Annotated in this window: 23 protein-coding genes; 17 read left to right on the forward strand and 6 right to left on the reverse strand. The window is 63.6% G+C overall.

Annotation, left to right across the window (positions count from 1 at the left end):
- From ACH107_RS10485 to ACH107_RS10510, 6 genes are all read left to right on the forward strand, one after another.
- On the forward strand, positions 1-639 hold the full coding sequence (locus tag ACH107_RS10485; protein WP_412505805.1) for a 50S ribosomal protein L21: 639 nt from the start codon (positions 1-3) through the stop codon (positions 637-639).
- Between the two features lie 11 nt (positions 640-650).
- A complete protein-coding gene (gene rpmA / locus ACH107_RS10490; RefSeq protein WP_412505806.1) occupies positions 651-920 on the forward strand; it encodes a 50S ribosomal protein L27 in 270 nt (89 codons plus the stop codon).
- Positions 921-1,080: 160 nt separating this feature from the next.
- Positions 1,081-1,620 (forward strand): GNAT family N-acetyltransferase, encoded by a 540-nt coding sequence (locus tag ACH107_RS10495; RefSeq protein WP_412505807.1) that lies wholly within the window; start codon positions 1,081-1,083, stop codon positions 1,618-1,620.
- Positions 1,621-1,651: 31 nt separating this feature from the next.
- Complete coding sequence (gene obgE / locus ACH107_RS10500) at positions 1,652-2,689, forward strand: GTPase ObgE (RefSeq protein WP_412505808.1); 1,038 nt, start codon at positions 1,652-1,654, stop codon at positions 2,687-2,689.
- Complete coding sequence (proB, locus tag ACH107_RS10505) at positions 2,677-3,783, forward strand: glutamate 5-kinase (protein WP_412505809.1); 1,107 nt, start codon at positions 2,677-2,679, stop codon at positions 3,781-3,783. Before obgE ends, proB begins: the two co-directional genes overlap by 13 nt.
- 46 nt (positions 3,784-3,829) lie before the next feature.
- Complete coding sequence (locus tag ACH107_RS10510; protein ID WP_412505810.1) at positions 3,830-5,095, forward strand: glutamate-5-semialdehyde dehydrogenase; 1,266 nt, start codon at positions 3,830-3,832, stop codon at positions 5,093-5,095.
- Here the strand turns inward: ACH107_RS10510 and ACH107_RS10515 are convergent.
- Positions 5,092-5,694: a histidine phosphotransferase family protein gene (locus ACH107_RS10515; protein WP_412505811.1), complete on the reverse strand. Its 603-nt coding sequence runs from the start codon at positions 5,692-5,694 to the stop codon at positions 5,092-5,094. The genes ACH107_RS10510 and ACH107_RS10515 overlap by 4 nt on opposite strands.
- Positions 5,695-5,726: 32 nt before the next feature.
- Here ACH107_RS10515 and ACH107_RS10520 point away from each other — a divergent pair, with 32 nt between their 5' ends.
- From ACH107_RS10520 to ACH107_RS10530, 3 genes are all read left to right on the forward strand, one after another.
- Positions 5,727-5,912, forward strand: a complete 186-nt coding sequence (locus tag ACH107_RS10520) for a DUF3553 domain-containing protein (RefSeq protein ID WP_412505812.1) — start codon at positions 5,727-5,729, stop codon at positions 5,910-5,912.
- 115 nt (positions 5,913-6,027) lie between these two features.
- On the forward strand, positions 6,028-6,795 hold the full coding sequence (locus ACH107_RS10525; protein WP_412505813.1) for a GNAT family N-acetyltransferase: 768 nt from the start codon (positions 6,028-6,030) through the stop codon (positions 6,793-6,795).
- A complete protein-coding gene (locus tag ACH107_RS10530) occupies positions 6,792-7,628 on the forward strand; it encodes a lysophospholipid acyltransferase family protein (RefSeq protein WP_412505814.1) in 837 nt (278 codons plus the stop codon). The genes ACH107_RS10525 and ACH107_RS10530 overlap by 4 nt, the downstream gene beginning before the upstream one ends.
- A gap of 36 nt (positions 7,629-7,664) precedes the next feature.
- Here ACH107_RS10530 and ACH107_RS10535 read toward each other — a convergent pair whose 3' ends face one another.
- Together ACH107_RS10535 and speB are read right to left on the reverse strand one after the other, a co-directional pair.
- Positions 7,665-8,291, reverse strand: a complete 627-nt coding sequence (locus ACH107_RS10535) for a thiamine phosphate synthase (RefSeq protein WP_412505815.1) — start codon at positions 8,289-8,291, stop codon at positions 7,665-7,667.
- Positions 8,292-8,402: 111 nt separating this feature from the next.
- Positions 8,403-9,365 carry an agmatinase gene (gene speB / locus ACH107_RS10540; protein ID WP_412505816.1) on the reverse strand — a complete coding sequence of 321 codons (963 nt, stop codon included), beginning with the start codon at positions 9,363-9,365 and terminating at the stop codon, positions 8,403-8,405.
- A 137-nt stretch (positions 9,366-9,502) separates the two neighbouring features.
- Between speB and guaB the strand changes: the two genes are divergently transcribed.
- The 3 genes from guaB to ACH107_RS10555 all read left to right on the forward strand — a co-directional run bounded on the left by guaB (position 9,503) and on the right by ACH107_RS10555 (position 14,693).
- On the forward strand, positions 9,503-10,951 hold the full coding sequence (gene guaB / locus ACH107_RS10545) for an IMP dehydrogenase (RefSeq protein WP_412505817.1): 1,449 nt from the start codon (positions 9,503-9,505) through the stop codon (positions 10,949-10,951).
- Between the two features lie 384 nt (positions 10,952-11,335).
- The gene (locus ACH107_RS10550; protein WP_412505818.1) at positions 11,336-12,286 is read left to right on the forward strand and encodes an RsmB/NOP family class I SAM-dependent RNA methyltransferase; all 951 of its coding nucleotides are present in this window, start codon (positions 11,336-11,338) and stop codon (positions 12,284-12,286) included.
- Between the two features lie 139 nt (positions 12,287-12,425).
- Positions 12,426-14,693, forward strand: coding sequence for an ATP-binding protein (locus ACH107_RS10555; protein WP_412505819.1), 2,268 nt, complete (start codon positions 12,426-12,428; stop codon positions 14,691-14,693).
- 124 nt (positions 14,694-14,817) lie between these two features.
- On the opposite strand, the gene ACH107_RS10560 is transcribed toward ACH107_RS10555, so the two are convergent.
- The gene (locus ACH107_RS10560; protein ID WP_412505820.1) at positions 14,818-15,447 is read right to left on the reverse strand and encodes a gamma-glutamyl kinase; all 630 of its coding nucleotides are present in this window, start codon (positions 15,445-15,447) and stop codon (positions 14,818-14,820) included.
- Between the two features lie 194 nt (positions 15,448-15,641).
- On the opposite strand from ACH107_RS10560, the gene recA reads away from it, so the two are divergent.
- The 4 genes from recA (at position 15,642) to ACH107_RS10580 (ending at position 20,096) form a co-directional block, all read left to right on the forward strand.
- A complete protein-coding gene (gene recA / locus ACH107_RS10565; protein WP_412505821.1) occupies positions 15,642-16,721 on the forward strand; it encodes a recombinase RecA in 1,080 nt (359 codons plus the stop codon).
- Between the two features lie 121 nt (positions 16,722-16,842).
- On the forward strand, positions 16,843-19,500 hold the full coding sequence (alaS, locus tag ACH107_RS10570) for an alanine--tRNA ligase (protein ID WP_412505822.1): 2,658 nt from the start codon (positions 16,843-16,845) through the stop codon (positions 19,498-19,500).
- Positions 19,501-19,510: 10 nt separating this feature from the next.
- Positions 19,511-19,798: a DUF1330 domain-containing protein gene (locus ACH107_RS10575; RefSeq protein ID WP_412505823.1), complete on the forward strand. Its 288-nt coding sequence runs from the start codon at positions 19,511-19,513 to the stop codon at positions 19,796-19,798.
- 10 nt (positions 19,799-19,808) lie between these two features.
- The gene (locus tag ACH107_RS10580; protein ID WP_412505824.1) at positions 19,809-20,096 is read left to right on the forward strand and encodes a DUF1330 domain-containing protein; all 288 of its coding nucleotides are present in this window, start codon (positions 19,809-19,811) and stop codon (positions 20,094-20,096) included.
- A 12-nt stretch (positions 20,097-20,108) separates the two neighbouring features.
- On the opposite strand, the gene ACH107_RS10585 is transcribed toward ACH107_RS10580, so the two are convergent.
- Both ACH107_RS10585 and ACH107_RS10590 read right to left on the reverse strand, forming a co-directional pair.
- Positions 20,109-20,258, reverse strand: coding sequence for a hypothetical protein (locus ACH107_RS10585; protein ID WP_412505825.1), 150 nt, complete (start codon positions 20,256-20,258; stop codon positions 20,109-20,111).
- 11 nt (positions 20,259-20,269) lie between these two features.
- Positions 20,270-20,668: a hypothetical protein gene (locus tag ACH107_RS10590; RefSeq protein WP_412505826.1), complete on the reverse strand. Its 399-nt coding sequence runs from the start codon at positions 20,666-20,668 to the stop codon at positions 20,270-20,272.
- 574 nt (positions 20,669-21,242) lie between these two features.
- Here ACH107_RS10590 and dusA point away from each other — a divergent pair.
- A partial coding sequence (gene dusA, locus ACH107_RS10595) for a tRNA dihydrouridine(20/20a) synthase DusA (protein WP_412505827.1) occupies positions 21,243-22,104 on the forward strand: 862 nt, incomplete at its 3' end.

Genomic DNA, 22,104 nt, shown 5'->3' on the forward strand with positions numbered 1-22,104 from the left:
ATGTTTGCGGTCCTCAAGACCGGCGGCAAGCAATACAAGGTCCAGTCCGGCGATATGCTGCGGGTGGAAAAGATTGCGGCGGATGCCGGTGAGAAAGTTCAATTCAACGAGATCCTGATGCTGGGCGGTGATGCGCCCGTCGTGGGGACGCCGCTGGTTGATGGCGCGGCCGTGCAGGCCGAGGTTGTCGATCAGGTCAAGGGCGACAAGGTCATCCACTTCGTCAAGCGGCGTCGCAAGCACGGGTCACAGCGTACCAAGGGGCACCGCCAGCAACTGACCGTGCTGCGCGTGACCGAGATCCTCGAGAAGGGCGCCGACGCGTCGGGTGTCAAGGCGGCAATCGGCGCCGGGTCGGCCCCGACTGCGGCCGAAGACGCGCCTGCTGCGAAACCTGCCAAGAAGGCGGCGGCTAAGAAAGCGGCACCCGCCGCGGGCGGTGCCGACGACCTGAAAAAGCTGTCGGGCGTCGGGCCCGCGCTGGAGAAGAAACTGCACGAGGCCGGCGTGACCAGCTTTGTGCAGATCGCGGCATGGAGCGACGCGGACATCGCCGACATGGACGAAAAGCTGTCGTTCAAGGGCCGGATCGAGCGTGAAGGCTGGGTCGATCAGGCCAAGGAACTGGCCAAGGGCTAAGGAGAGACGATATGGCACACAAGAAAGCGGGCGGTTCATCCCGTAACGGGCGCGACTCTGCCGGGCGCCGCCTTGGCGTCAAGAAATACGGTGGCGAATCCGTGATCCCAGGCAACATCATCGCGCGCCAGCGCGGCAACAAGTTCTGGCCGGGGCAGGGCGTTGGCCAAGGCAAGGATCACACGATCTTTGCCACCGCCGAGGGCGCCGTGAAATTCCACAAGGGGCTGAAGGGGCGTACCTTCATTTCCGTGCTGCCAGTGGCGGAGGCCGCGGAGTAAGCCGACCTTTGGATTATCGGAAAATCGGGGGATCGGCAGAAACGCCGGTCCCCCTTTTCTGTCGATGACGGGTCTCCGGCCGCGCCCGCGATTTTCGCCGCCAAGCGCGCGGCGCCCGGCGCCACGTTGAGGGTCCTTTGTCTGGGAAAGGAGAGGACACTTGAAACCCGAAGAGATTGCGAGCCAGCCCGAGATCGCGACGTCGCGTTTCACGCTGCGCCCGCTGCGCCCGTCCGACGCCGGCCTGATCGATCTGAATGCAGGCGACAGCCGGGTGGCCCTGAACACGTCATCCATTCCGCATCCGTTGCCGCCGGGCAGTACGGAAGCGTTGATCGCGCGGGCCAATGCCGGGGACAGGATCGAGGATGTCTGGGCCATGGATGGCACGAAGTCCGGCGGCTCGGAGGTGATGGGGCTCATCGGGTTGACCCGGATCGACCGGGACAGCGCCGAGGTCAGCTTCTGGGTCGCCCCCGCCCACTGGAACACGGGGATCGCGTCGGACGCGCTTGCCGCGCTCGTATCGGCCAACCCGCTCGGTAACCGCGTGATCTTTGCCAGCGTGTTCCATGACAATCCGGCTTCCGCCCGCGTCGTGACGAACTGCGGCTTTGCCTATCTTGGCGATGCCGAGGCTTTTTCGGTGGCACGAAATGCCAATGTACCGATATGGACATATTCGCTGAAACTGGAGTGAGCCCGCAAGGGCGCTTTGAAAAGGACGACCCATGAAGTTCCTCGATCTCGCGAAGGTCCAAATCCGCTCCGGATCGGGCGGCAATGGGTGCATCAGTTTCCGCCGGGAAAAGTACATCGAGTACGGTGGGCCCGATGGCGGTGACGGCGGGCGTGGCGGCTCCGTCTGGGCCGAGGCGGTTGACGGTCTGAACACGCTGATCGACTTTCGCTACCAACAGCATTTCTTTGCGCAGAACGGTCAGCAGGGGATGGGCAAGCAGCGCACCGGCCGCGATGGCGAGGACGTCGTGCTGCTTGTGCCGGTGGGCACCGAGATCCTTGACGAAGACCGCGAAACCGTCATCGCCGACATGACCGAAGTTGGCCAGCGCGTGGAACTGGCGCGCGGCGGCAATGGCGGTTGGGGCAACCTGCATTTCAAGACCTCCACGAACCAGGCCCCGCGACGCGCGAATCCCGGGCAGCCCGGGGTGGAGCGGACGCTCTGGTTGCGGCTGAAGCTGATTGCCGATGTCGGGCTTCTGGGCTTGCCGAACGCGGGAAAATCCACCTTCCTTTCGGCTACCTCGAATGCCCGCCCCAAGATCGCCGATTACCCCTTTACCACGCTGCACCCCAACCTTGGCGTTGTCGGTGTCGATGGTGTCGAGTTTGTCGTTGCAGACATCCCCGGCCTTATCGGCGGTGCGCACGAGGGCCGGGGGCTGGGTGATCTGTTCCTCGGGCATGTTGAACGCTGCGCGGTGCTTTTGCACCTTGTCGATGGCACGTCGGAAACCATCGGCGAGGACTACCGCATCATCATCGGGGAACTCGAGGCCTACGGCGGCGATCTGGCGGACAAGCCGCGCGTGACGGTTCTCAACAAGATCGACGCCCTTGACAACGGGGAGCGCGCGGCGGCGCGCGAGGCGCTGCAGGAGGCCAGTGGCGGCGAGGTGTTGATGATGTCCGGCGTGGCGCGCGAAGGCGTGACCGAGGTGTTGCGCGCCCTGCGCCAGAAGATCGACGAGGACAGGCTGCGCCGCAAGAGCGACGATGAAGAGCCCGTGCCATGGCAACCCTGAGCGACGCCAAGCGTCTGGTCATCAAGATCGGATCGGCCCTGCTGGTGGACCGGGAGACCGGCGCGTTGCGCAAGGAGTGGCTTCAGGCGCTTGCCGACGACGTGGCCCGGCTGCGTGCGCGGTGGGCGGACGTGATCCTTGTGTCGTCGGGGTCGATCGCGCTTGGTCGCGGCGTTCTCGGGTTGCCGGCGCGCGAACTGACCCTTGAACAGAGCCAAGCCGCCGCGGCGGTCGGCCAGATCAAGCTGGCTGGCGCCTACGAGGCGGCGCTGGCCCGGCACGGTCTGAAGGCCGCGCAGGTGCTTGTCACGCTGGAGGACAGCACCGACCGACGCCGCTATCTGAACTCGCGCGCGACGCTTGAACAACTGCTGTCACTGGGCGCGGTGCCGATCGTGAACGAGAACGACACGGTGGCCACCGATGAAATCCGCTATGGCGACAACGACCGGATGGCGGCGCAGGTGGCCGTGACGGCCGGGGCCGATCGGCTGATCCTGTTGAGCGACGTTGACGGTTTCTACTCGGGCAATCCCGCGCAGGACCCCGGCGCACGGCGCTTCGACGTGATCGAGGCGATTACCCCCGAGATCGAGGCAATGGCGGGCGATGCCGGCTCGGGCCTCAGCAAGGGGGGCATGAAGACCAAGCTGATGGCGGCCCGGACGGCCACCGCGGCCGGTTGCGACATGGTGATCACCGAAGGGTCGGTTCTCAACCCGTTGAGCCGGCTGGAAAACGGCGCCCCGGCGACGTGGTTCATCGCGCAGGGCGACCCGCAGCAGAAGCGCAAGCAGTGGATCGCGGCGATGAAGCCCAGAGGCCGGATCACGGTCGATGACGGCGCGGCGCGCGCGTTGCAAGGGGGCAGCAGCCTCCTGCCGGCTGGCGTGACCGACGTTGCCGGTCGTTTCGAACGCGGAGACCCGGTCGAGGTGGCAGGCCCGGGTGGGCGCGTGCTGGGGCAGGGGCTCACGCGGTATGACGCCACCGATGCCGGGCTTATACGGGGCCTGCGGACCGCGGAGGTCGAACGGGTGCTGGGGTACCCGGCACGCGGCCCGCTTATTCACCGCGATGACATGGCGTTATGACGGCCCGGGATGGTAGACTGAGAGCGCGATACGAAGGACAACTGCGATGAAAGACTTCGACAACATCCGGGACCTGATGGCCGAGATCGGGCAGCGGGCGAAAGACGCGGCGGCGGCGCTTGCCGTGGCGAGCCCGCAGGCCAAGCGGCGGGCACTCGAGGCGGCGGCCGACGCTGTCTGGAGCCGTCGGGCCGATATCATGGCCGCGAACGAGCAGGACATGGCGGCAGGCCGGGAAAAGGGGCTGTCGGCGGCGATGTTGGACCGGCTCATGATGGACGAGGCGCGGGTTGGCGGCATCGTCGAAGGATTGCGTGCCGTGGCCGCGCAGGACGATCCGGTGGGCGAAGTACTGGCCGAGTGGGACATGGAAAGCGGCCTGCATATCCGCCGTGTACGGACCCCGCTGGGGGTTGTTGGCGTGATCTATGAAAGCCGGCCGAACGTCACCGCCGATGCGGGCGCGCTGTGCCTGAAATCGGGCAACGCGGTGATCCTGCGCGGCGGGTCGGAAAGTTTCCACTCCTCCGCAGCCATCCATGCCTGCCTGACCGATGGTCTGCGCGCGGCGGGGTTGCCGGAAGACGCCATTCAGCGCGTTCCCTCGCGCGACCGCGCGGCCGTGTCGGAAATGCTGGCGATGGTGGACGTGATCGACGTGATCGTGCCGCGCGGCGGCAAAGGTCTGGTCGGTCTTGTCAAGCGCGAGGCGCGAGTGCCCGTTTTCGCCCACCTTGAAGGAATCGTTCACGTTTATCTGGACAAGGATGCCGACCCTGAAAAGGCGCTGAGGGTAGTCATGAACGCCAAGACCCGCCGCACGGGCATCTGCGGGGCGGCCGAGTGCCTGCTTATCCATCGTGACATCGTGGATACGATCGGGCAGGGCATCATCCGCGCGTTGATGGATGGCGGCGTCGAGGTCCGCGCCGACGAGACGTTGCAGGCGATCGGGGGCACGCGGGCCGCGGACGAGGATGACTGGGGGCGCGAATACCTTGATAATGTGATTGCCGCCCGGGTTGTCGGCGACATTGACGCGGCCATTGCGCATGTGAGGCGCCACGGTTCCGGCCACACGGATTGCATCGTGACCGAGAACGACGCCGCGGCGGCGGATTTCTTTGCCCGGCTGGACAGCGCGATCCTGATGCGCAACGCCTCCACGCAGTTTGCCGACGGCGGCGAGTTCGGCATGGGGGCCGAGATCGGCATCGCGACGGGAAAGATGCATGCCCGCGGTCCCGTCGGGGCGGCGCAACTGACCAGCTTCAAGTACCTTGTCGAAGGGGACGGGACGGTGCGGCGCTAGAATTCCAGCACGAGTGCGTTTTCGGTGGTCCTGTGGCGGCCGCTGCGCCCCTTCCGGGCCAGCAGGCGCGGTAGCAGCGCGAACTGGACGTCGGTCGGCGAGAGTTCCTGCGCCGCGTCGTCGCCCGAGATCAGGTGCCACGGGGCGCTTTCGAAGCTCAGGCGGTCTGCCCGCGCCGCGATGGTCCAGTGGTCGGCGCCGTGGCCGATAATTTCCAGTCTTCCGCCGTAGGCAAGCGCACGGTCGACGCAAAGCGTGCCCAGCATCACGAGTTGCGCCGTCGACCTTGGAAAATCGCCCGTGGCGCGCCAGCACACCTCGGTTCTTCCGCCCCGGTAGACATCGCGCAGGATGCTGGCCATGGTGTCGCTGCTGACATGCTGTTGCGCATCGGGGGTGCCGAACGCAAGCCTGAAGAGACGTATGAGAGCTCCGGCATTGGCCGCGCTTTCATCAACAAGTGCCATTTCGGGGCTGTCGGGCATGCCGCCCAGCCGTATCAATTCCATTCCGTTGGCCACGGCCCCCACCGGGCTGATAAGGTCATGACAGATACGGGAACCGATCAGGGTGGCGAGGTCATCGTCATAAGATGCCAAGGTTGTCTCCGGTGAATGAAAGGATGAGGAAGATGACGACGATGAATTCGATACTGACGCCTGGAATGCTGGTGCGGCATCCGGATCGGCCGGACTGGGGCACCGGGCAGGTACAGTCGAACGTCGGCGATCGCATCACGGTTAATTTCATCGAAGCAGGCAAGGTCGTGATTGATGGCAGCCGCGTGGAACTCATGCTTACCGGTGATGATGAATAAGGGTTAATGAATTGTTAATACAACCTAGGGTTTAAAAAAATTTCAGAGGCGGAGCCTTTGCCAATCGCGGCGACTGTGCCTAGAACGTGCCGGTCACCTCTATCGGAATTGAACCATGACACCTGATCCGTCCCCCTTCTGTGCCAGGCTGGCGATGACCGAGGATGAGCGCCGCGCCGCGCAAGCGCTGCGGTACCGGGTTTTCGTCGAGGAACTGGGTGGCGACGGGCCGATGGTGGATCACGTCAACGGGCTGGAGCTTGATCGGTTTGACCGCTTCTTCGACTACTTGATCCTGATCGATCGCGAAAACGGCGATGCGGTGGTCGGGGTTTACCGTCTCCTGCGCGAGAACCAGGCCCGAAAGGCGGGGCAGTTCTATTCAGAGGATGAGTACGATCTTTCGGTTCTCAAGGGATCCGGGCGCCGCCTGCTGGAGCTGGGCCGGTCCTGTCTTGCGCCGGAATATCGCGGCGGCACGGCGATGTATCATCTGTGGAACGCGCTTGCGCGTTACGTGGCCGAGCATCGTGTGGAAATACTGTTCGGCGTGGCGAGTTTCCATGGGACGGACCTGGAAGAATTGGCGCCGGCGCTGTCGTTGCTGCATCACCGTCATCTGGCCCCCGGTTCCCTGCGCGTGCGCGCGGCGGCACCGCATTTCCAGCGGATGAACCTTATCGCGGAGGACCGGCTGGACAGGCGGGCGGCGATGCAACAGGTGCCCGCGCTCATCAAGGCATACCTGAGGCTGGGCGGTTTCGTGGGCGAGGGCGCCTATGTCGACCGCGACTTCAACACGACGGATGTCTGCCTTGTCATGGATACCAAGCGCCTGCGGAAAACGCAGAAGGACATCTATGCCAGAGGGGTCACGGTTTGAGTTACACGTGGAACCCGGAGCAGCAGGACAGGGACCTGCCGCCGGTCGGCGTCGTCGGATGGGTGCGCATCGCTGCAAGGGGCGGTGTTCTGCTGGCGCTGTTGATGATTGGCGTTCTGGCAACCCTGCTGATCCGGGTGGTCGAGCGCCCGCTTTGCGGGATCAAGAGGCCGGTGACGCCACACATCACACAGCTCTTTTGCCGCGCTTTTTTCGTGGTGCTCGGGGTGGTGTACGAAACGCGCGGCGCGCCGATGCGACAGGCCGGCGCAGTGGTTGCGAACCATTCATCATGGCTGGATATTTTCGCGCTCAATGCGCGCAAGCGCATCTATTTCGTCTCCAAGTCCGAGGTCGCGGGCTGGCCGGGCATCGGGTTTCTCGCGCGCATGGTTGGCACCGTTTTCATAGCGCGCGCGCGCAGCCGGGCCGGCGAACACACGCGCGTTTTCCGGGAAAGGTTAGGCGCGGGGCACAAGCTGCTTTTCTTTCCCGAGGGCACATCGACCGACGGGATGCGCGTGCTGCCTTTCAAGCCGACGCTGTTCCAGGCCTTTTTCGATGACGCACTTCGGGCGGACATGCACGTGCAACCGGTCACGGTGGTGTACCGCGCCCCTGCCGGGCAGGATCCGCGCTTCTACGGCTGGTGGGGGGACATGGCGTTTGCGCCGCATTTCCTTGCCGTTCTCGCGGCGGGCCGGCACGGGCGCGTGACGGTTGTCCACCACAGGCCGGTGCGGGTGGCGGAATTCGCCGGGCGCAAGGCGCTGGCCGCGGCCTGCGAGGTGGTGGTGCGTTCGGGGATGCCGCAAGACAGGCAGGGCACGTAGACCGGCAAGCATGACCTGCGACAGGCGGGTGGGCGCTCAAGCCGCCATGGCGGCCACAAGGTGCCGCAGCGCCGCGGCCGGGTCCGGTTCCCGCCAGATCTCGTCACCGATGCCGAAGAAATCAGTGACCGGGGCTAGCATCGTGATCAGTTCTGCGTCGAGCGCGCCCTCGGCCACGACGGGCAGTTCGATCATCTGCGACCACCATTCGAAAAGGTCGGGCTCGGCGCGTGTGCCGTCACCGAGGGCCGAGGCGCCGACGGGGCCGAAACTGACATAGTCCGCCCCAGCTTCGCCGGCATTCATTCCCTCGTGCCGGGACGCGCCGCAGAAACTTCCGACGATGGCATCGGCGCCGAGGGCCTTGCGCGCCTTGCGAACCGACCGGGCGCCGTCGAGCAGGTGAACACCGTCCAGACCCAGCCGTTCGGCCAGGACGACATGCGTGTCGACGACGATGGCGACGTCGCGGTCATGCGCCACCTCGCGGCAGGCATCGCCGGCGCGGCATAGCTGTGCCTCGTCATGGGTGGCCAGCGCCAGTCGCAGGCAGGCGACGGGATGCGCGTCGAGCACTCGGGCCAGCTGCTCGGGAAAGCGGCTGAGTTCGATCTCGGGCGGTGTGTTGAGGTATATCTGTGGCTGCTCGGGCTGTTCGGCCATTCTCGGGCGCTCCTATCGGTATTCGCACGGCCTGATACCGTGGAACGCGCGCTTTGGCCATTCCCATCGGACCGGGATTGCCGCGCCGCGCAGCGCGATGCCCTGTGACGATCAGCGGCCGGCGGCGCGGGCGTGAAAGACAAAGCCCAGCGTGTTGAGAAGCAGTTGCGCGGCAAGGATCGCCGTGCTGTCGGAGGGATCGTAATCCGGGGCCACCTCGACAAGGTCAATGCCGACCACCTCGTGATTGTGGGCGACGATCTGCAACAGTTCCAGCACCTCGTAATACAGGAAGCCGCCATGGCTGGGCGTGCCCGTGCCGGGGGCGATCGAGGGGCAGAACCCGTCGATGTCGATGGTGATGTAGACGCGCGCCCCTGCGGGAATGCGCGCGGCGGTGGCATCGGGCCCAAGGGTGCGGACCTGCCGTACCGAAAGGATGTCGGCCCCGCGCGCGCGGGCATCGTCGTAGCCGTCCTTGGCGGTGGAGCTGACATTGCGAATGCCAAGTTGCGTAAGGCCGCTGACATAGGGTTTTTCGGCCGCCCGGCGCATCGGGTTGCCGTGGCCGAACCGCACCCCGTGCCGTTCATCCACGAAATCGAGATGCGCGTCGATCTGCAGGATGTGGATGTCACCCTGATCGTCAAAGGCGTTGACACAGGGGATGTTGACCGAGTGATCCCCGCCGATGACCACTGGCAGGGCGGACCGCGCGAGGATCGCGCGCACGCCCGCCTCGATGTTCGCGTGGCTCTGATTGGTATCGGTATGGATCATGTCGGCATCGCCCGCATCGACGATCCGGACCGAGCCGGGAAGATACGTCACGTCGTCTTCGTGATCGTAGGCCCCGTCATGGCCGAACGAGAACAGCGTCGATGCCTCGCGCACCGCACGGGGCCCGAAGCGTGCACCGGGTCGGAATTGCGTGCCACCATCAAACGGCGCGCCAAGGATTACCGCGTCGGCATCCAGGGTGTCCCAATCGGTGACGTGGGGTCGCTTGCCGAAGGTCGAAATTCCGACGAACGGCAGGTCGAGCCGCCCTTTTTCGTGGCCGTGTCCGCCCATGATCTCCTCCGTTGCAGGTATCGGCGGGCAGTTTGGCCCCATCGGCCCCACCCGGCAAGTTACGAATTGGCCTTTTCCCCGTGGCGCATCCATGAAATAGGGAAGTGCCAAACGATCCCGGCCCAAGGAGATGCGCGATGGAGATTCGTGAGGCACTTACTTTCGATGATGTTCTGCTGGTTCCCGCGAAATCGAGCGTGTTGCCGAACACGGCGGACACGCGCACGCGCGTGACACAGAGCATTGATCTGAACATCCCGCTGCTGAGCTCGGCGATGGACACGGTCACCGAAAGCGCCATGGCGATTTGCATGGCCCAGCAGGGTGGCATCGGCGTCGTGCACCGCAACCTGACCGTCGATGAGCAGGCGCGCGAGGTGCGCCGCGTCAAGCGGTTCGAAAGCGGTATCGTCTACAACCCGGTGACACTGCGCGCGGACCAGACGCTGGCCGACGCCAAGGCGCTGATCGAGCGGTACAACTTCACCGGTTTTCCCGTGGTGGACGATACCGGGCGCGTCGTCGGGATCGTGACCAACCGCGACATGCGCTTCGCAACCTCGGACGACACGCCGGTACATGTCATGATGACCAGCGACGACCTCGCGATCCTGCAGGAGCCCGCCGACCGTGAAGAGGCGAAATCGCTCATGAAGGCGCGGCGGATCGAGAAACTTCTTGTAACCGACGCGCAAGGCAAGCTGACCGGGCTGCTGACGCTCAAGGATACCGAGCAGGCGGTTCTCAATCCGACCGCCTGCAAGGACAATCTCGGCCGGTTGCGCGTCGCGGCGGCCTCGACCGTGGGTGATGCGGGGTTCGAGAGGTCGGAAGCGCTGGTTGACGCCGGGGTCGACATGATCGTGATCGACACGGCGCATGGCCATTCCGAAGGCGTTGCCGAGGCCGTGACCCGTGCCAAGAACCTGAGCAACGAAGTACAGGTCATCGCCGGGAACGTGGCCACGGCCGAGGCCACGCGCGCCCTGATCGGCGCGGGTGCGGACGCGGTGAAGGTGGGCATCGGCCCGGGCAGCATCTGCACGACGCGCATGGTCGCAGGTGTCGGCATGCCGCAGCTGACTGCCGTCATGGACTGTGCCGCGGCGGCGGGGGACACGCCCGTGATCGCGGATGGCGGCATCAAGTTTTCCGGCGACTTCGCCAAGGCGATCGCGGCGGGCGCTTCCTGTGCCATGGTCGGGTCGATGCTGGCGGGCACCGACGAGTCCCCGGGCGAGGTCATCCTGTACCAGGGGCGCAGTTTCAAATCATACCGCGGGATGGGGTCGTTGGGGGCCATGGCGCGCGGTAGCGCCGACCGGTATTTCCAGAAGGATGCCGCCAGCGACAAGCTGGTTCCCGAAGGCATCGAGGGGCAGGTGCCCTACAAGGGATCGGCAGGCAATGTTATCCATCAGCTGCTCGGCGGGCTGCGGGCCGCCATGGGGTATACCGGTTGTGCCACGGTCGAGGAAATGCGCCGCGACTGCAACTTCGTCCGCATCACCGGTGCGGGGCTGAAGGAAAGCCACGTGCATGATGTTCAGATCACGCGGGAATCGCCCAACTATCGCATCGGCTGAGATGACGAATCACGGTTTTCGCGCCGGTTTTCGGGCGGCGGGGCACCCCTTGCCGCCCTTCAGGCTTGTTTACCCCTCGACGACCCTAGCCGATATGCCGCCTGTACACGCATCCGGGGACAAGGCCGCTTTGCCCGTGGTCCGCCGCTGTCGACCCGACGAGGGCGGCGGATGACTCCGGCTGCGCGGATTGCCGCCGCGGCGGCGTTGCTGGACGAGATACTCGCCGGCACCCCGGCCGAGGCTGCGCTGACAGGGTGGGCGCGGCGCTCCCGTTTCGCGGGGTCCAAGGACAGGGCTGCGGTGCGTGACCATGTCTATGACGCTTTGCGGTGCCGGCGTTCCTATGCCGCTCGTGGCGGGGCGGAAACCGGACGCGGGTTGATGATCGGTGCCATCAGGGTCGCGGACATGCCGCCATCCGATTTCTTTACCGGCGACGGGCATGCGCCGCCTCCGCTGTCTGCGGCGGAATCTGCCGCGGGACGCGCACCGGCGGACGGGGCCGAGTCCGCGGACATCCCTGATTGGCTATGGCCACGGCTGAAGGCATCGCTGCAAGCGGATGCCATGGATACGGCGTACCGCCTGCGAGAGCGCGCCCCGGTAATGCTGCGCGTGAATCCGCGGCGCGGCCCCGTGCAGGAGACACTGGAATCGCTGGCCGAGGATGGCGTGAGCGCTGCGCCGGCGACGATCGCGCCTCTTGCCCTGAAGGTGACGGCCGGTGCCAGACGCGTGGCGGCATCGCGCGCGTACAAGTCAGGCCGGGTGGAATTGCAGGACGGGTCGAGTCAGGCCGCGATGGCCGCGCTGGATGTGCCGGCCGATGGTCGTGTGCTCGATTATTGTGCGGGGGGTGGTGGCAAGGTTCTCGCGCTCGCCGCGGCCGCCGATGCGACATGGCACGCGCACGATGCGCACCCGCGCCGCATGAAGGATTTGCCCGAACGTGCGCGCCGGGCCGGGGTGCGGGTGAGCCAGATGGCGACGTCCGATCTTCAGCCGCGATCCTACGACCTCGTGCTGTGCGATGTGCCGTGCTCTGGCAGTGGGACGTGGCGGCGCACCCCCGACGCGAAATGGCGATTGACACCGGCGGCGTTGGCAAAGCTGGTTGAGACACAGCGTTCAATTCTGTCGCAGGCCGCCGGGCTGGTGGCGCCGGGCGGCATGCTTGCGTATTGCACCTGTTCGATCGTCGAAGAGGAGAACGAGGCTCAGGTGGCGGAGTTCGTCTCGGATGCCCCGCGGTGGCATGTCCTGTGTGAGCGTCGCTGGCCGGTATCGGATGCTGGCGATGGCTTTTTCCTGTCGGTCCTGATTGACAACTGAGCGTTTACGCGCGCAACCTGAGCGTGTTTCCATGCCCTGTTAAGCAGCCCTTAAGGCTCTTCGCCCAGAAAAGGACAGGTACGAATCGCTAACGCGGAGACCGCGCGACGTGGTGATGAAGCGCCAGAAAAACGGGGTAATGCGCCACAGTACGGCGGCCGTGCGTCCGCGGGTGATCCCGATCTCGCTGGCGGCGCTTTTGTTTGCAGTGGCAGGCTGGATCGTGCCCGATCCCTTGGCTGGCATCGCCCTTTGGGCCGTCGCGCTGATCCTGGGCCTCGTGATCTTGATCTCGTTGGCGATCGAATGGCGTCAGGGTGGCGCCGCGGCTGTCGCTCACCGGTCGGGTGAACTGCTGGATGCAGATCCCGCGCCGACGTTCCTGACCACGCCGGAGGGCCGCCTGTTGTATCACAACGCGGTCGCCGAACGCATGTTCGCCGCCGCCGCTGCCGAGACACTTGCCGATGCCCTGCGGGAGGATCTCGCAAGCCCCGCGGCGGTTCTGTACCGCCTGCAAGGCCGGGTCGACGGTACCGGCGCCGCCTGTGATGACCTCGTGACACGGCGGGGGCACCTGCGCTTGAGCGTCCACCGCAGCGCCGGCGGGCTCCTTTTTTGGCGGATCGAGAAATCCGCGGACAAGCCACAGCGCACCAACGAACCGACATCTTTGCCATTGCTGACGGTCGGGCGCCACGATGCGATACTTTTCATGAACGGTCCCGCCCGCGACCTTATCGGGGAGAGAGTGCGCAGCCTCGGCGATATCTGCCGAAAGCTACCCCTGAGGTCGGGCCAGTTCAATGACATCAACACCTCCGACGGGGTCACGGGCTGTTTCGTCGTGGAACTTGAGGGTACGGCCGGCCGGCGCGAGGTTTTCCTTATGCCCGGCGTGGCGCCAACGGAGCGAAACCCGGAAAGCTGGTCGTTCTTCGATGAACTGCCCGTGCCATTGCTGAAGCTCGCAAGAAACGGGGATGTACAGCTTTCCAACCGCCCCGCCCGTGATCTGCTGGGGGGGGAGCGCTGCGCCGGCCGACTTCTTGGCGAGATGGTGGAGGGGCTTGGCAGGCCGATCGCGGACTGGCTCGATGACGCGGCGGCCGGTCGCGGCACGGTGCATTCGGAAATCCTGCGCGTGAAGCGTGAGGACAAGGACACCTTCGTTCAGATCACGCTCAACCGGGCGCTGGAATCCGGCGAGACGGTGCTGGTTGCGGTGCTTACGGACGCCACGGAATTGAAGTCACTCGAGGCCCAGTTTGTCCAGAGCCAGAAAATGCAGGCGATCGGCCAGCTTGCTGGGGGTGTGGCGCATGACTTCAACAACCTGCTCACCGCCATTTCGGGCCATTGCGACCTGTTGTTGCTGCGCCATGACCAGGGCGACGAGGATTACGGGGACCTTGTACAGATCAACCAGAATGCCAATCGGGCTGCGGCTCTCGTGGGGCAGTTGCTGGCGTATTCACGCAAACAGACACTGCGACCCGAAAGGATGGAGTTGGGTGAATCGCTTGCGGATCTGACCCATCTTCTCAACCGCCTCGTGGGCGAGAAAGTGACGCTCTCACTCAGCAATGATCCGACACTCCTGCCGATCCGTGCGGACAAGCGCCAACTGGAACAAGTCCTGATGAACCTTGTGGTGAATGCGCGCGACGCGATGCCGGATGGCGGCGACATCGAGATCGCCACGCGCAACTTGAAGTTGCAGGAACCCTTGCGACGGGGCCGCGCTGTCGTTGCGCCGGGTGACTATGTATCGATCGAGGTCCGGGATCAGGGCATCGGAATTGCCTCGGACAGGATGGAAAAGGTATTCGAGCCTTTTTACACCACAAAGCGGACTGGCGATGGTACCGGTCTGGGGCTCTCCACGGCGTATGGGATCATGAAACAGACGGGCGGGTTCATTTTCGTGGACAGCACGATCGGCGAGGGGACGACCTTTCAGCTGCTTCTCCCCGCGTACCGGGTGGAAGATGACGAGCATGCCCACACACGGCAAACGGATGACGATCCCGCCCCACAGGCAGATGGCGTTGTCCTGCTGGTCGAGGACGAATCACCAGTGCGTGCCTTTGCCAGCAGGGCGCTGCAGTTACGCGGATACACGGTTCTGGAAGCGGAATCAGCCGAGGATGCGCTCGAACAGCTTCGTGACGAGGACCTCAAGGTGGACGTTTTTGTCACCGATGTCGTCATGCCCGGGATCGACGGGCCAAGCTGGGTCACCGAAGCTCTTGAGAAACGCCCCGAGGTCAAGGTCGTGTTCATGTCCGGATATGCCGAGGAAACCTTCGGCGACGTGCAAAAAAAGATACCCCAGTCGGTTTTCCTGCCAAAGCCGTTCTCGTTGTCGGAACTCGCCGAAACCGTCCAGAGACAGTTGAGTTGACGGTGAGCCCGGGTGTATCCGCTACCCGCTGAGCGCGCGTTGCCCCGGGTTGCGAGTCCACATTTTCAAGAAGCGTTTTCCACATGAACGCGACGCTGTCACGTACCTAATTGATGTGCGAACGTCATACTTTGTCTTGCAAGGGCGTATAGGCACCACCGTCACCGATACTTTCCCACAAACGGAATTCTCGCTCAGATTTTCGCCGCAGGCGCCCTTCGGTTTCCGGCGAAAGCGTCAGAGGCATTTCCGGCGAGGCATTGCGGATCGGTGTTTCGACCGTTGTTTGCAATCGTTCTTCCAGAAATTTCTTGAGGCCGGTTTGATCTTCGTAGCGAAAAAGATGGGTTACCGCGGTGCCGTTTCGCTGCGGCTCGAGAAACTTGGCTTGCGACCCGACATTCGCGAAGGCCGGTCGCTGTCCCTGCGTGTAAGCGGTAACGAATTCATCAAAAGTGACGTCGTGCGTTGCATTCGCCCGGCCCTGCATGAAGGGGCGCCGCCGGTACCGGTACCAACTGCCGAGCCAGCTTACAGGTTCGCGCATCACCGCGAGCAGGTCCATCTTTTCGGTGAAGAACTTCTCGACCATGGGCCGAAAGAAACGATTGTACCGGAACACCGGGGCATGCTTGAGCTCCGGTGGATCGGTGACGACAATCGCGGCATGCCTGGCGAGGGCGGCTTGATAAGCCGATGTCCCGGTTTTCGGCACGCTCAGAAAAACCAGTCTCGCTGTCGGAATTACAAGCATACTGTCTCCACGTCCCGCGTCTGTGTCATTTTTCGAGCCTCGTAAATTCATCATTAACCCTTCGACGCAAAGATGGAAACATGAACAATATTCTTGAAATGTTCTCAACCTCCCGTCATAAAGAATGGGAACAAGGGGTGAACAAGTGCGTGTTTGCCGCTTGGCACCGGGTGTGAAATAAGGACGTACACGACATGGCAACGGCAGACCTATTATCAATGGACAGCAAGAAGAACGCGGACAAGCAGAAAGCGCTCGACAGCGCTTTGGCGCAGATCGAACGGCAGTTCGGCAAGGGCTCGATCATGAAGATGGGCTCCGACAACCCCGTTCAGGATATCGAGGCGACATCCACCGGGTCGCTCGGCCTTGATATCGCACTGGGAATCGGCGGTCTGCCCAAGGGGCGGATCATCGAAATCTATGGCCCCGAAAGCTCGGGCAAGACAACGCTTGCGTTGCACTGCGTGGCGGAGGAGCAAAAGAAGGGCGGCGTGTGCGCGTTCGTCGACGCCGAGCACGCGCTCGATCCTGTCTATGGAAAGAAGCTGGGCGTTGATCTTGATGAGCTCCTGATCTCGCAGCCGGACACAGGTGAGCAATCGCTGGAAATCGTGGACACGCTCGTTCGGTCGGGCGCGGTCAGCATGGTCGTGGTCGATTCGGTCGCGGCGTTGACCCCGAAGGCCGAGCTCGAAGGCGACATGGGTGACAGCAATGTCGGTGTGCAGGCGCGTCTGATGAGCCAAGCCATGCGCAAATTGACCGGCTCGATCAGCCGTAGCAAGTGTACTGTCGTTTTCATAAATCAGATCCGGATGAAGATCGGCGTGATGTTCGGAAGCCCTGAAACAACGACGGGTGGCAACGCTCTCAAGTTCTACAGCTCGGTGCGTCTGGACATTCGCCGTATCGGGCAGGTCAAGGATCGCGATGAGGTTGTCGGCAACGCGACACGGGTAAAGGTGGTCAAGAACAAGGTCGCGCCGCCGTTCAAGCAGGTCGAATTCGATATCATGTACGGCGAAGGGATATCCAAAACGGGCGAGCTGCTGGATCTTGGTGTCAAAGCCGGTGTTGTCGAAAAATCCGGAAGCTGGTTCAGTTACGGTGACGAACGCATCGGTCAGGGCCGCGAGAACGCGAAGAACTTCCTGAAAGACAACGTCAACGTCGCGTTGGAGATCGAGGACAAGGTTCGCGCGGCGCATGGCCTGGATTTCGATATGTCGGGCGAATCGCCTGGTGGCGGAGACGACATCGTCGAGGCGTGAACGCACGCGCCCTGAACCGACGCGGCCCGGGCTTGCAAACCCGGGCCGCTGTCGGCTGTAGACATGCGGGCCGGCGCCCGATACATCGGCAGGGCTGCATGTTGCCGTGAAAGAGAGCCCAATGCCCACGCTGAACGAAATCCGCTCGACCTTCCTGGATTTTTTCGAACGCAACGGTCACGAAGTCGTGCCGAGTTCGCCGCTCGTGCCCCGCAATGATCCGACGCTGATGTTCACGAATTCGGGCATGGTCCAGTTCAAGAACCTTTTCACGGGTGTCGAGCACCGTGACTACACTCGGGCGGCCACCAGCCAGAAATGCGTGCGTGCAGGGGGCAAGCACAACGATCTCGACAACGTGGGATATACCGCGCGGCACCACACGTTCTTTGAAATGCTGGGCAATTTCAGCTTCGGCGACTACTTCAAGGAGCAGGCGATCCCGTATGCGTGGGATTTGCTGACGCGCGATTTCGGCCTCGACAAGGACAAGCTGCTTGTCACCGTTTTCCATACCGACGATGAGGCCGCGCACATCTGGAAGACATACGCGGGCCTGTCCGAGGACAAGATCATCCGCATCAATTCCGACGATAATTTCTGGTCAATGGGGGCGACGGGCCCTTGTGGGCCATGCACGGAAATCTTTTATGATCACGGGCCTGAAATCTGGGGTGGCCCGCCGGGTAGTCCGGAGGAGGACGGCGACCGGTTCATCGAGATATGGAACCTCGTGTTCATGCAGAATGAGCGTTTCGAGGATGGCAGCATGCGCGAACTGGACATGCAGTCGATTGACACCGGCATGGGGCTTGAGCGGATCGGCGCGCTTCTTCAGGGCAAGCATGACAACTATGACACCGACCTGATGCGCGCCTTGATTGAGGCAAGCGCGAATGTCACCCACCGGGACCCGGACGGGCCGGGGAATGTCCATCACAGGGTTATCGCGGATCATCTGAGATCGACGTCGTTCCTTATTGCGGATGGCGTCATGCCCTCCAACGAAGGGCGCGGCTACGTTCTTCGTCGCATCATGCGCCGTGCCATGCGCCACGCGCACCTGCTGGGTGCGCAGGACCCGGTGATGTACCGGCTGGTGCCCAGCCTCGTCGCGCAGATGGGCCAGGCCTTTCCGGAACTGGGGCGCGCGCAAGCCCTCATCGAGGAAACGCTCAATCTCGAGGAAACGCGTTTCCGGCAGACCCTGGATCGCGGGTTGCGCCTTCTCGATGACGAGCTGGACAAACTTGGCGACTCTCAGGCCTTGCCGGGTGAGGCCGCTTTCAAGCTTTATGACACCTACGGTTTTCCGCTCGACCTGACGCAAGACGCGCTCCGGGAACGCGGACGCGAGGTCGATGTGGCCGGGTTCGAGGCAGCAATGGCCGAACAGAAGGCGAAGGCGCGCGCGGCATGGGCAGGGTCGGGCGAAACGGCGGACCAGACAATCTGGTTCGACATTGCCGACGACATCGGCGCCACCGATTTTCTGGGTTACGACACTGAAACGGCCGAGGGCCAGATCAGCGCGCTTGTGCGTGACGGCAAGAAGCTGGAACGCGCCGAACAGGGCGAAACCGTTCAGATCGTTCTGAACCAGACGCCGTTCTATGCCGAGGCCGGCGGACAGGTCGGCGATACGGGGACCATTGCAACCGAGACCGGCCGGGCAAGGGTGCTTGATACGCGCAAGGTGGCCAGCGTGCACATCCACAGGGCCGAAGTCCAGTCGGGCCGTATCGAAGTGGCGACACCTGCACAGCTGGAGGTGGATCACGACCGCCGGTCATCCATCCGGGCCAACCATTCCGCGACGCACCTTTTGCACGAGGCGTTGCGCGAGGCCCTCGGCGACCATGTTGCGCAGCGGGGCAGCTTGAACGCGCCGGGCCGTCTGCGCTTCGACTTCAGCCACGCCAAGCCGCTAACCGCCGAGGAGATGACGCGCGTCGAAGACGAGATAAACACCTATATCCGTCAAAACGCGCCGGTGGAAACCCGTATCATGCCACCTGACGAAGCGCAGGAGCTTGGTGCGCAGGCCTTGTTCGGGGAAAAATACGGCGACGAGGTGCGCGTCGTCTCGATGGGCATTGACGAAGGGTCTGGCAAGGGGCTCGACGGACGGACCTATTCGATCGAGCTTTGCGGCGGCACCCATGTCCGGCAGACGGGGGACATCGGGCTTTTCGTCACCCTTGGCCAATCCGCCTCGAGCGCGGGCGTGCGCCGGATAGAGGCGCTGACGGGTGAGGCTGCTCTGCACTACCTGACGGAGCAGGAGCACCGATTGTCAGCGGTTGCAACAGAGTTGAAATCGCGCCCCGAGGACGTGGTCGAGCGCGTGCGCGCCTTGATGGATGAACGCAGGGAACTGAGCGACGAGGTTTCCCGGCTCAAGCGCGAGCTTGCCATGTGTGGCGGCACCGGCGATGGTCCGGCAGCGCGCGAGATCGACGGCATCAAGTTCATGGCGCAAACGCTCAGCGGTGTCTCCGGCAAGGAGCTGCCGCCCATGATCGACGATTTCAAGACAAGGATCGGGAGCGGTGCGATTCTGCTGATCGCGGATGCCGATGGCAAGGCGGCTGTCGCGGCCGGTGTCACGGAAGACCTGACGGGGCGGATTTCGGCCGTTGACCTTGTGCGGGCCGCGGTTTCGCAGCTCGGTGGCAAAGGTGGCGGCGGACGTCCCGACATGGCACAGGGCGGCGGCCGCGACGTTGCGAATGCGGACGCGGCCATCAAGGCTGCCGAAGACGTAATCGCGTTCTGAGGAGAAGACGTTGAGCGCCTACATCATCGCGCGGATCCATGTGCATGATCCCGACGCCTATCAGGCCTATGCGGCGCGCACGGTAGAGCTGGCCGAGAAATTCGGTGGTCGTTTCCTTGCGAAAGGCGGGGCGCAAACCCGGCTCGAAGGCAGTTGCCCCGACCGGCATGTCGTGATCGAATTTCCGGACCGACAAGCGGCCGTCGACTGGTACAATTCGGATGACTACCAAGAAATTTTGCCGATAGCCCTGTCCAGCAGCGACCGGGATATCGTGATCGTGGATGGCATCGACTGAGGAGGAGATCATGCCCGCACTCTGGATCGCGCACGTGACCGTCACGGACGAGGACGCTTACGGACAATACGCCAAGCTGGCCGGTCCGGCCATCGAGAAACACGGCGGCTGTTTCATTGCCCGGGGCGGCCGGTATGTCCAGTTGGAGGGCAAGGAGCGTCCGCGCAACGTGGTTGCAAGGTTTCCGAGCGTTGAGGCCGCCGAGGAATGTTACCATTCACCGGAGTATAAGGAAGCGCTGAGCCATGCCCGGGGCGCATCCGAGCGCGAGTTGCTAATCGTGGAAACCAGCGAATAGGGCGAGTTGCGTTCAATCGGTTTCATATCCAGTGGCCTTGAAGAAGCTGTAGCATTCCTCGTCAGTGAAGAGATCGCAGACGTGTCCAACGGCGCACCAGAGGTCGTCATAGGTCCGTGCGGCGGCGCGTCGGATCATGGCCTTGAGATTTGCGAATGCCATCTCGATCGGGTTCAGATCAGGGCTCTAGGTGTTGGAGTGATCAGAAAAGGCCCCGGTGGGGCGTTTTCCTCGAACAACGGGACAGGAACCACGCGCCGACAGCGCGCATGACCTGTGCGGCCTTTGGGCTTTTGTGCGATGAAAGATTGTCGAGGACGATCACATCGCAGGCGTGCAGGGTCGGGGCGAGCTAGATCTCGACATAAAAGCTCGAAGAGGTCGCGGTTCATCGCGCCGTTGATGACCCATGGCGCGTCAAGCCGGTCGTGGCGGAGCGCCGCTACAAACGTCTGCGTGTTGCAATGGCCGAAGGACGCGTGACGGGGCAAGCGCGCGTGCTTGGGGGACCAGCCGGTGGTCTTGGGCGAGGTCTCGTCGGTGAAACCGATGCGTGGCGACATTTTGGTCATGAACGGTTGCCGCCGTGTGATCCGGATACGGCGTGCATGCCCGACCCCGGGCCGCTTTTGCTCGACGGCTTGCAGGTCGTTCGGCGGGGATTTGAACCCCGGATCAAATCCTGACACGCCTTACCTTATGCGTCAGGCCGAGGCTGCGCAGGGTGCGCCAGACCGACACGCGATGCACCGTCAACCGGTGCTCATCGGCTATCTCCAGCACCGGATCATCCAGCGTGAGACCAGCCTTGGCCGTCTTCCGCGCCGCGATCCAGTCCCGCAGACCGGCCAGCTTGCCATGCCCGCCGCCATTGCCTTGCGCGCGCGGCCTCTTACACCACCCTCTGGGACACTATCGAAAAGATTGCATCGCGAAACTGGTGTCGCCTGCGTATGTGTGCGGGTGACGTCCGAGTGCGCCAGTGCTACATGCGCTTTAGGCGAGCTACAATTTTTGCACCCAAGATCGAAAGCATCCGGAATCTTTGCGAATGGTCTTTAATCGTGGCCGCTTCAGGATGCCAATAAACCAATGAAACAAGGGAAACATAGCATGATTGACGCCCCGCGCTTGTCCGTTGCCCCGATGATGGATTGGACGGATCGGCATTGCCGGTACTTGCACCGGTTATTGTCGCGCCGGGCCCTGTTGTACACCGAAATGGTAACGGCGCCCGCTTTGGTTCGTGGCAATGCCTTGCATCTGTTGGATTTTTCACCCGAGGAACATCCCGTCGCGCTGCAATTGGGCGGCTCCGATCCGGCAGAGCTGGCACGGGCTGCCGCGCTTGGTGCGGCGGCGGGGTATAACGAGATCAACCTTAATGTCGGCTGCCCGTCCGACCGGGTCCAGTCGGGCACGTTCGGCGCGGTCCTGATGCGTGAGCCGGGGCTGGTGACCGAATGCTGTGCGGCGATGATCGAGGCGCAGCCGAGGGAGGTCACGGTCAAGTGCCGGATCGGCGTGGACGACCAGACGCCGGAAGACGTGCTGCCGCGGTTCCTGGACCGGGTCGCCGCGGTGGGGGTTCGGCGCGTGATCATCCATGCCCGCAAGGCCTGGCTGCAGGGGCTGAGCCCCAAGGAGAACCGGGACGTTCCCCCGCTGGACTACGGCCTCGTGCGGCGGATGAAAGACGATTTTCCACGGCTTCACATCTCGATAAACGGCGGGATTTCGTCGCTGGATCAAGCGGTTGGATTTCTACAGGAGGGTCTGGACGGCGTGATGGTGGGGCGGGCGGCCTATCACCAGCCGACCGGGATCCTGAGCGCCGCGGATAGGGTCGTCTTCGCTGCGGCCGGGCCTGACAGCACGGCCGAGGGCGCCGTGCGCGCCATGCTGCCCTACATCGAGGCGCACCTGTCCGCGGGCGGGCGCCTGCACGAGGTCACGCGGCACATGCTGGGGCTGTTCGCCGGCCGACCCGGAGCGCGGGCGTGGCGGC

The organism is Roseovarius halophilus (ex Wu et al. 2025) (genome assembly GCF_047086965.1).

What these genes read in the sequence shown, in the direction of transcription:
- ACH107_RS10485 (WP_412505805.1), top strand. Translation starts at nt 1, where the DNA reads ATGTTTGCGGTCCTCAAGACCGGCGGCAAGCAATACAAGGTCCAGTCC.
- rpmA (WP_412505806.1), top strand. Translation starts at nt 651, where the DNA reads ATGGCACACAAGAAAGCGGGCGGTTCATCCCGTAACGGGCGCGACTCT.
- obgE (WP_412505808.1), top strand. Translation starts at nt 1,652, where the DNA reads ATGAAGTTCCTCGATCTCGCGAAGGTCCAAATCCGCTCCGGATCGGGC.
- proB (WP_412505809.1), top strand. Translation starts at nt 2,677, where the DNA reads ATGGCAACCCTGAGCGACGCCAAGCGTCTGGTCATCAAGATCGGATCG.
- ACH107_RS10510 (WP_412505810.1), top strand. Translation starts at nt 3,830, where the DNA reads ATGAAAGACTTCGACAACATCCGGGACCTGATGGCCGAGATCGGGCAG.
- ACH107_RS10520 (WP_412505812.1), top strand. Translation starts at nt 5,727, where the DNA reads ATGACGACGATGAATTCGATACTGACGCCTGGAATGCTGGTGCGGCAT.
- ACH107_RS10525 (WP_412505813.1), top strand. Translation starts at nt 6,028, where the DNA reads ATGACACCTGATCCGTCCCCCTTCTGTGCCAGGCTGGCGATGACCGAG.
- ACH107_RS10535 (WP_412505815.1), bottom strand. Translation starts at nt 8,291, where the DNA reads ATGGCCGAACAGCCCGAGCAGCCACAGATATACCTCAACACACCGCCC.
- speB (WP_412505816.1), bottom strand. Translation starts at nt 9,365, where the DNA reads ATGGGCGGACACGGCCACGAAAAAGGGCGGCTCGACCTGCCGTTCGTC.
- guaB (WP_412505817.1), top strand. Translation starts at nt 9,503, where the DNA reads ATGGAGATTCGTGAGGCACTTACTTTCGATGATGTTCTGCTGGTTCCC.
- ACH107_RS10550 (WP_412505818.1), top strand. Translation starts at nt 11,336, where the DNA reads ATGATCGGTGCCATCAGGGTCGCGGACATGCCGCCATCCGATTTCTTT.
- ACH107_RS10555 (WP_412505819.1), top strand. Translation starts at nt 12,426, where the DNA reads ATGCGCCACAGTACGGCGGCCGTGCGTCCGCGGGTGATCCCGATCTCG.
- ACH107_RS10560 (WP_412505820.1), bottom strand. Translation starts at nt 15,447, where the DNA reads ATGCTTGTAATTCCGACAGCGAGACTGGTTTTTCTGAGCGTGCCGAAA.
- recA (WP_412505821.1), top strand. Translation starts at nt 15,642, where the DNA reads ATGGCAACGGCAGACCTATTATCAATGGACAGCAAGAAGAACGCGGAC.
- alaS (WP_412505822.1), top strand. Translation starts at nt 16,843, where the DNA reads ATGCCCACGCTGAACGAAATCCGCTCGACCTTCCTGGATTTTTTCGAA.
- ACH107_RS10580 (WP_412505824.1), top strand. Translation starts at nt 19,809, where the DNA reads ATGCCCGCACTCTGGATCGCGCACGTGACCGTCACGGACGAGGACGCT.
- ACH107_RS10585 (WP_412505825.1), bottom strand. Translation starts at nt 20,258, where the DNA reads ATGGCATTCGCAAATCTCAAGGCCATGATCCGACGCGCCGCCGCACGG.
- ACH107_RS10590 (WP_412505826.1), bottom strand. Translation starts at nt 20,668, where the DNA reads ATGACCAAAATGTCGCCACGCATCGGTTTCACCGACGAGACCTCGCCC.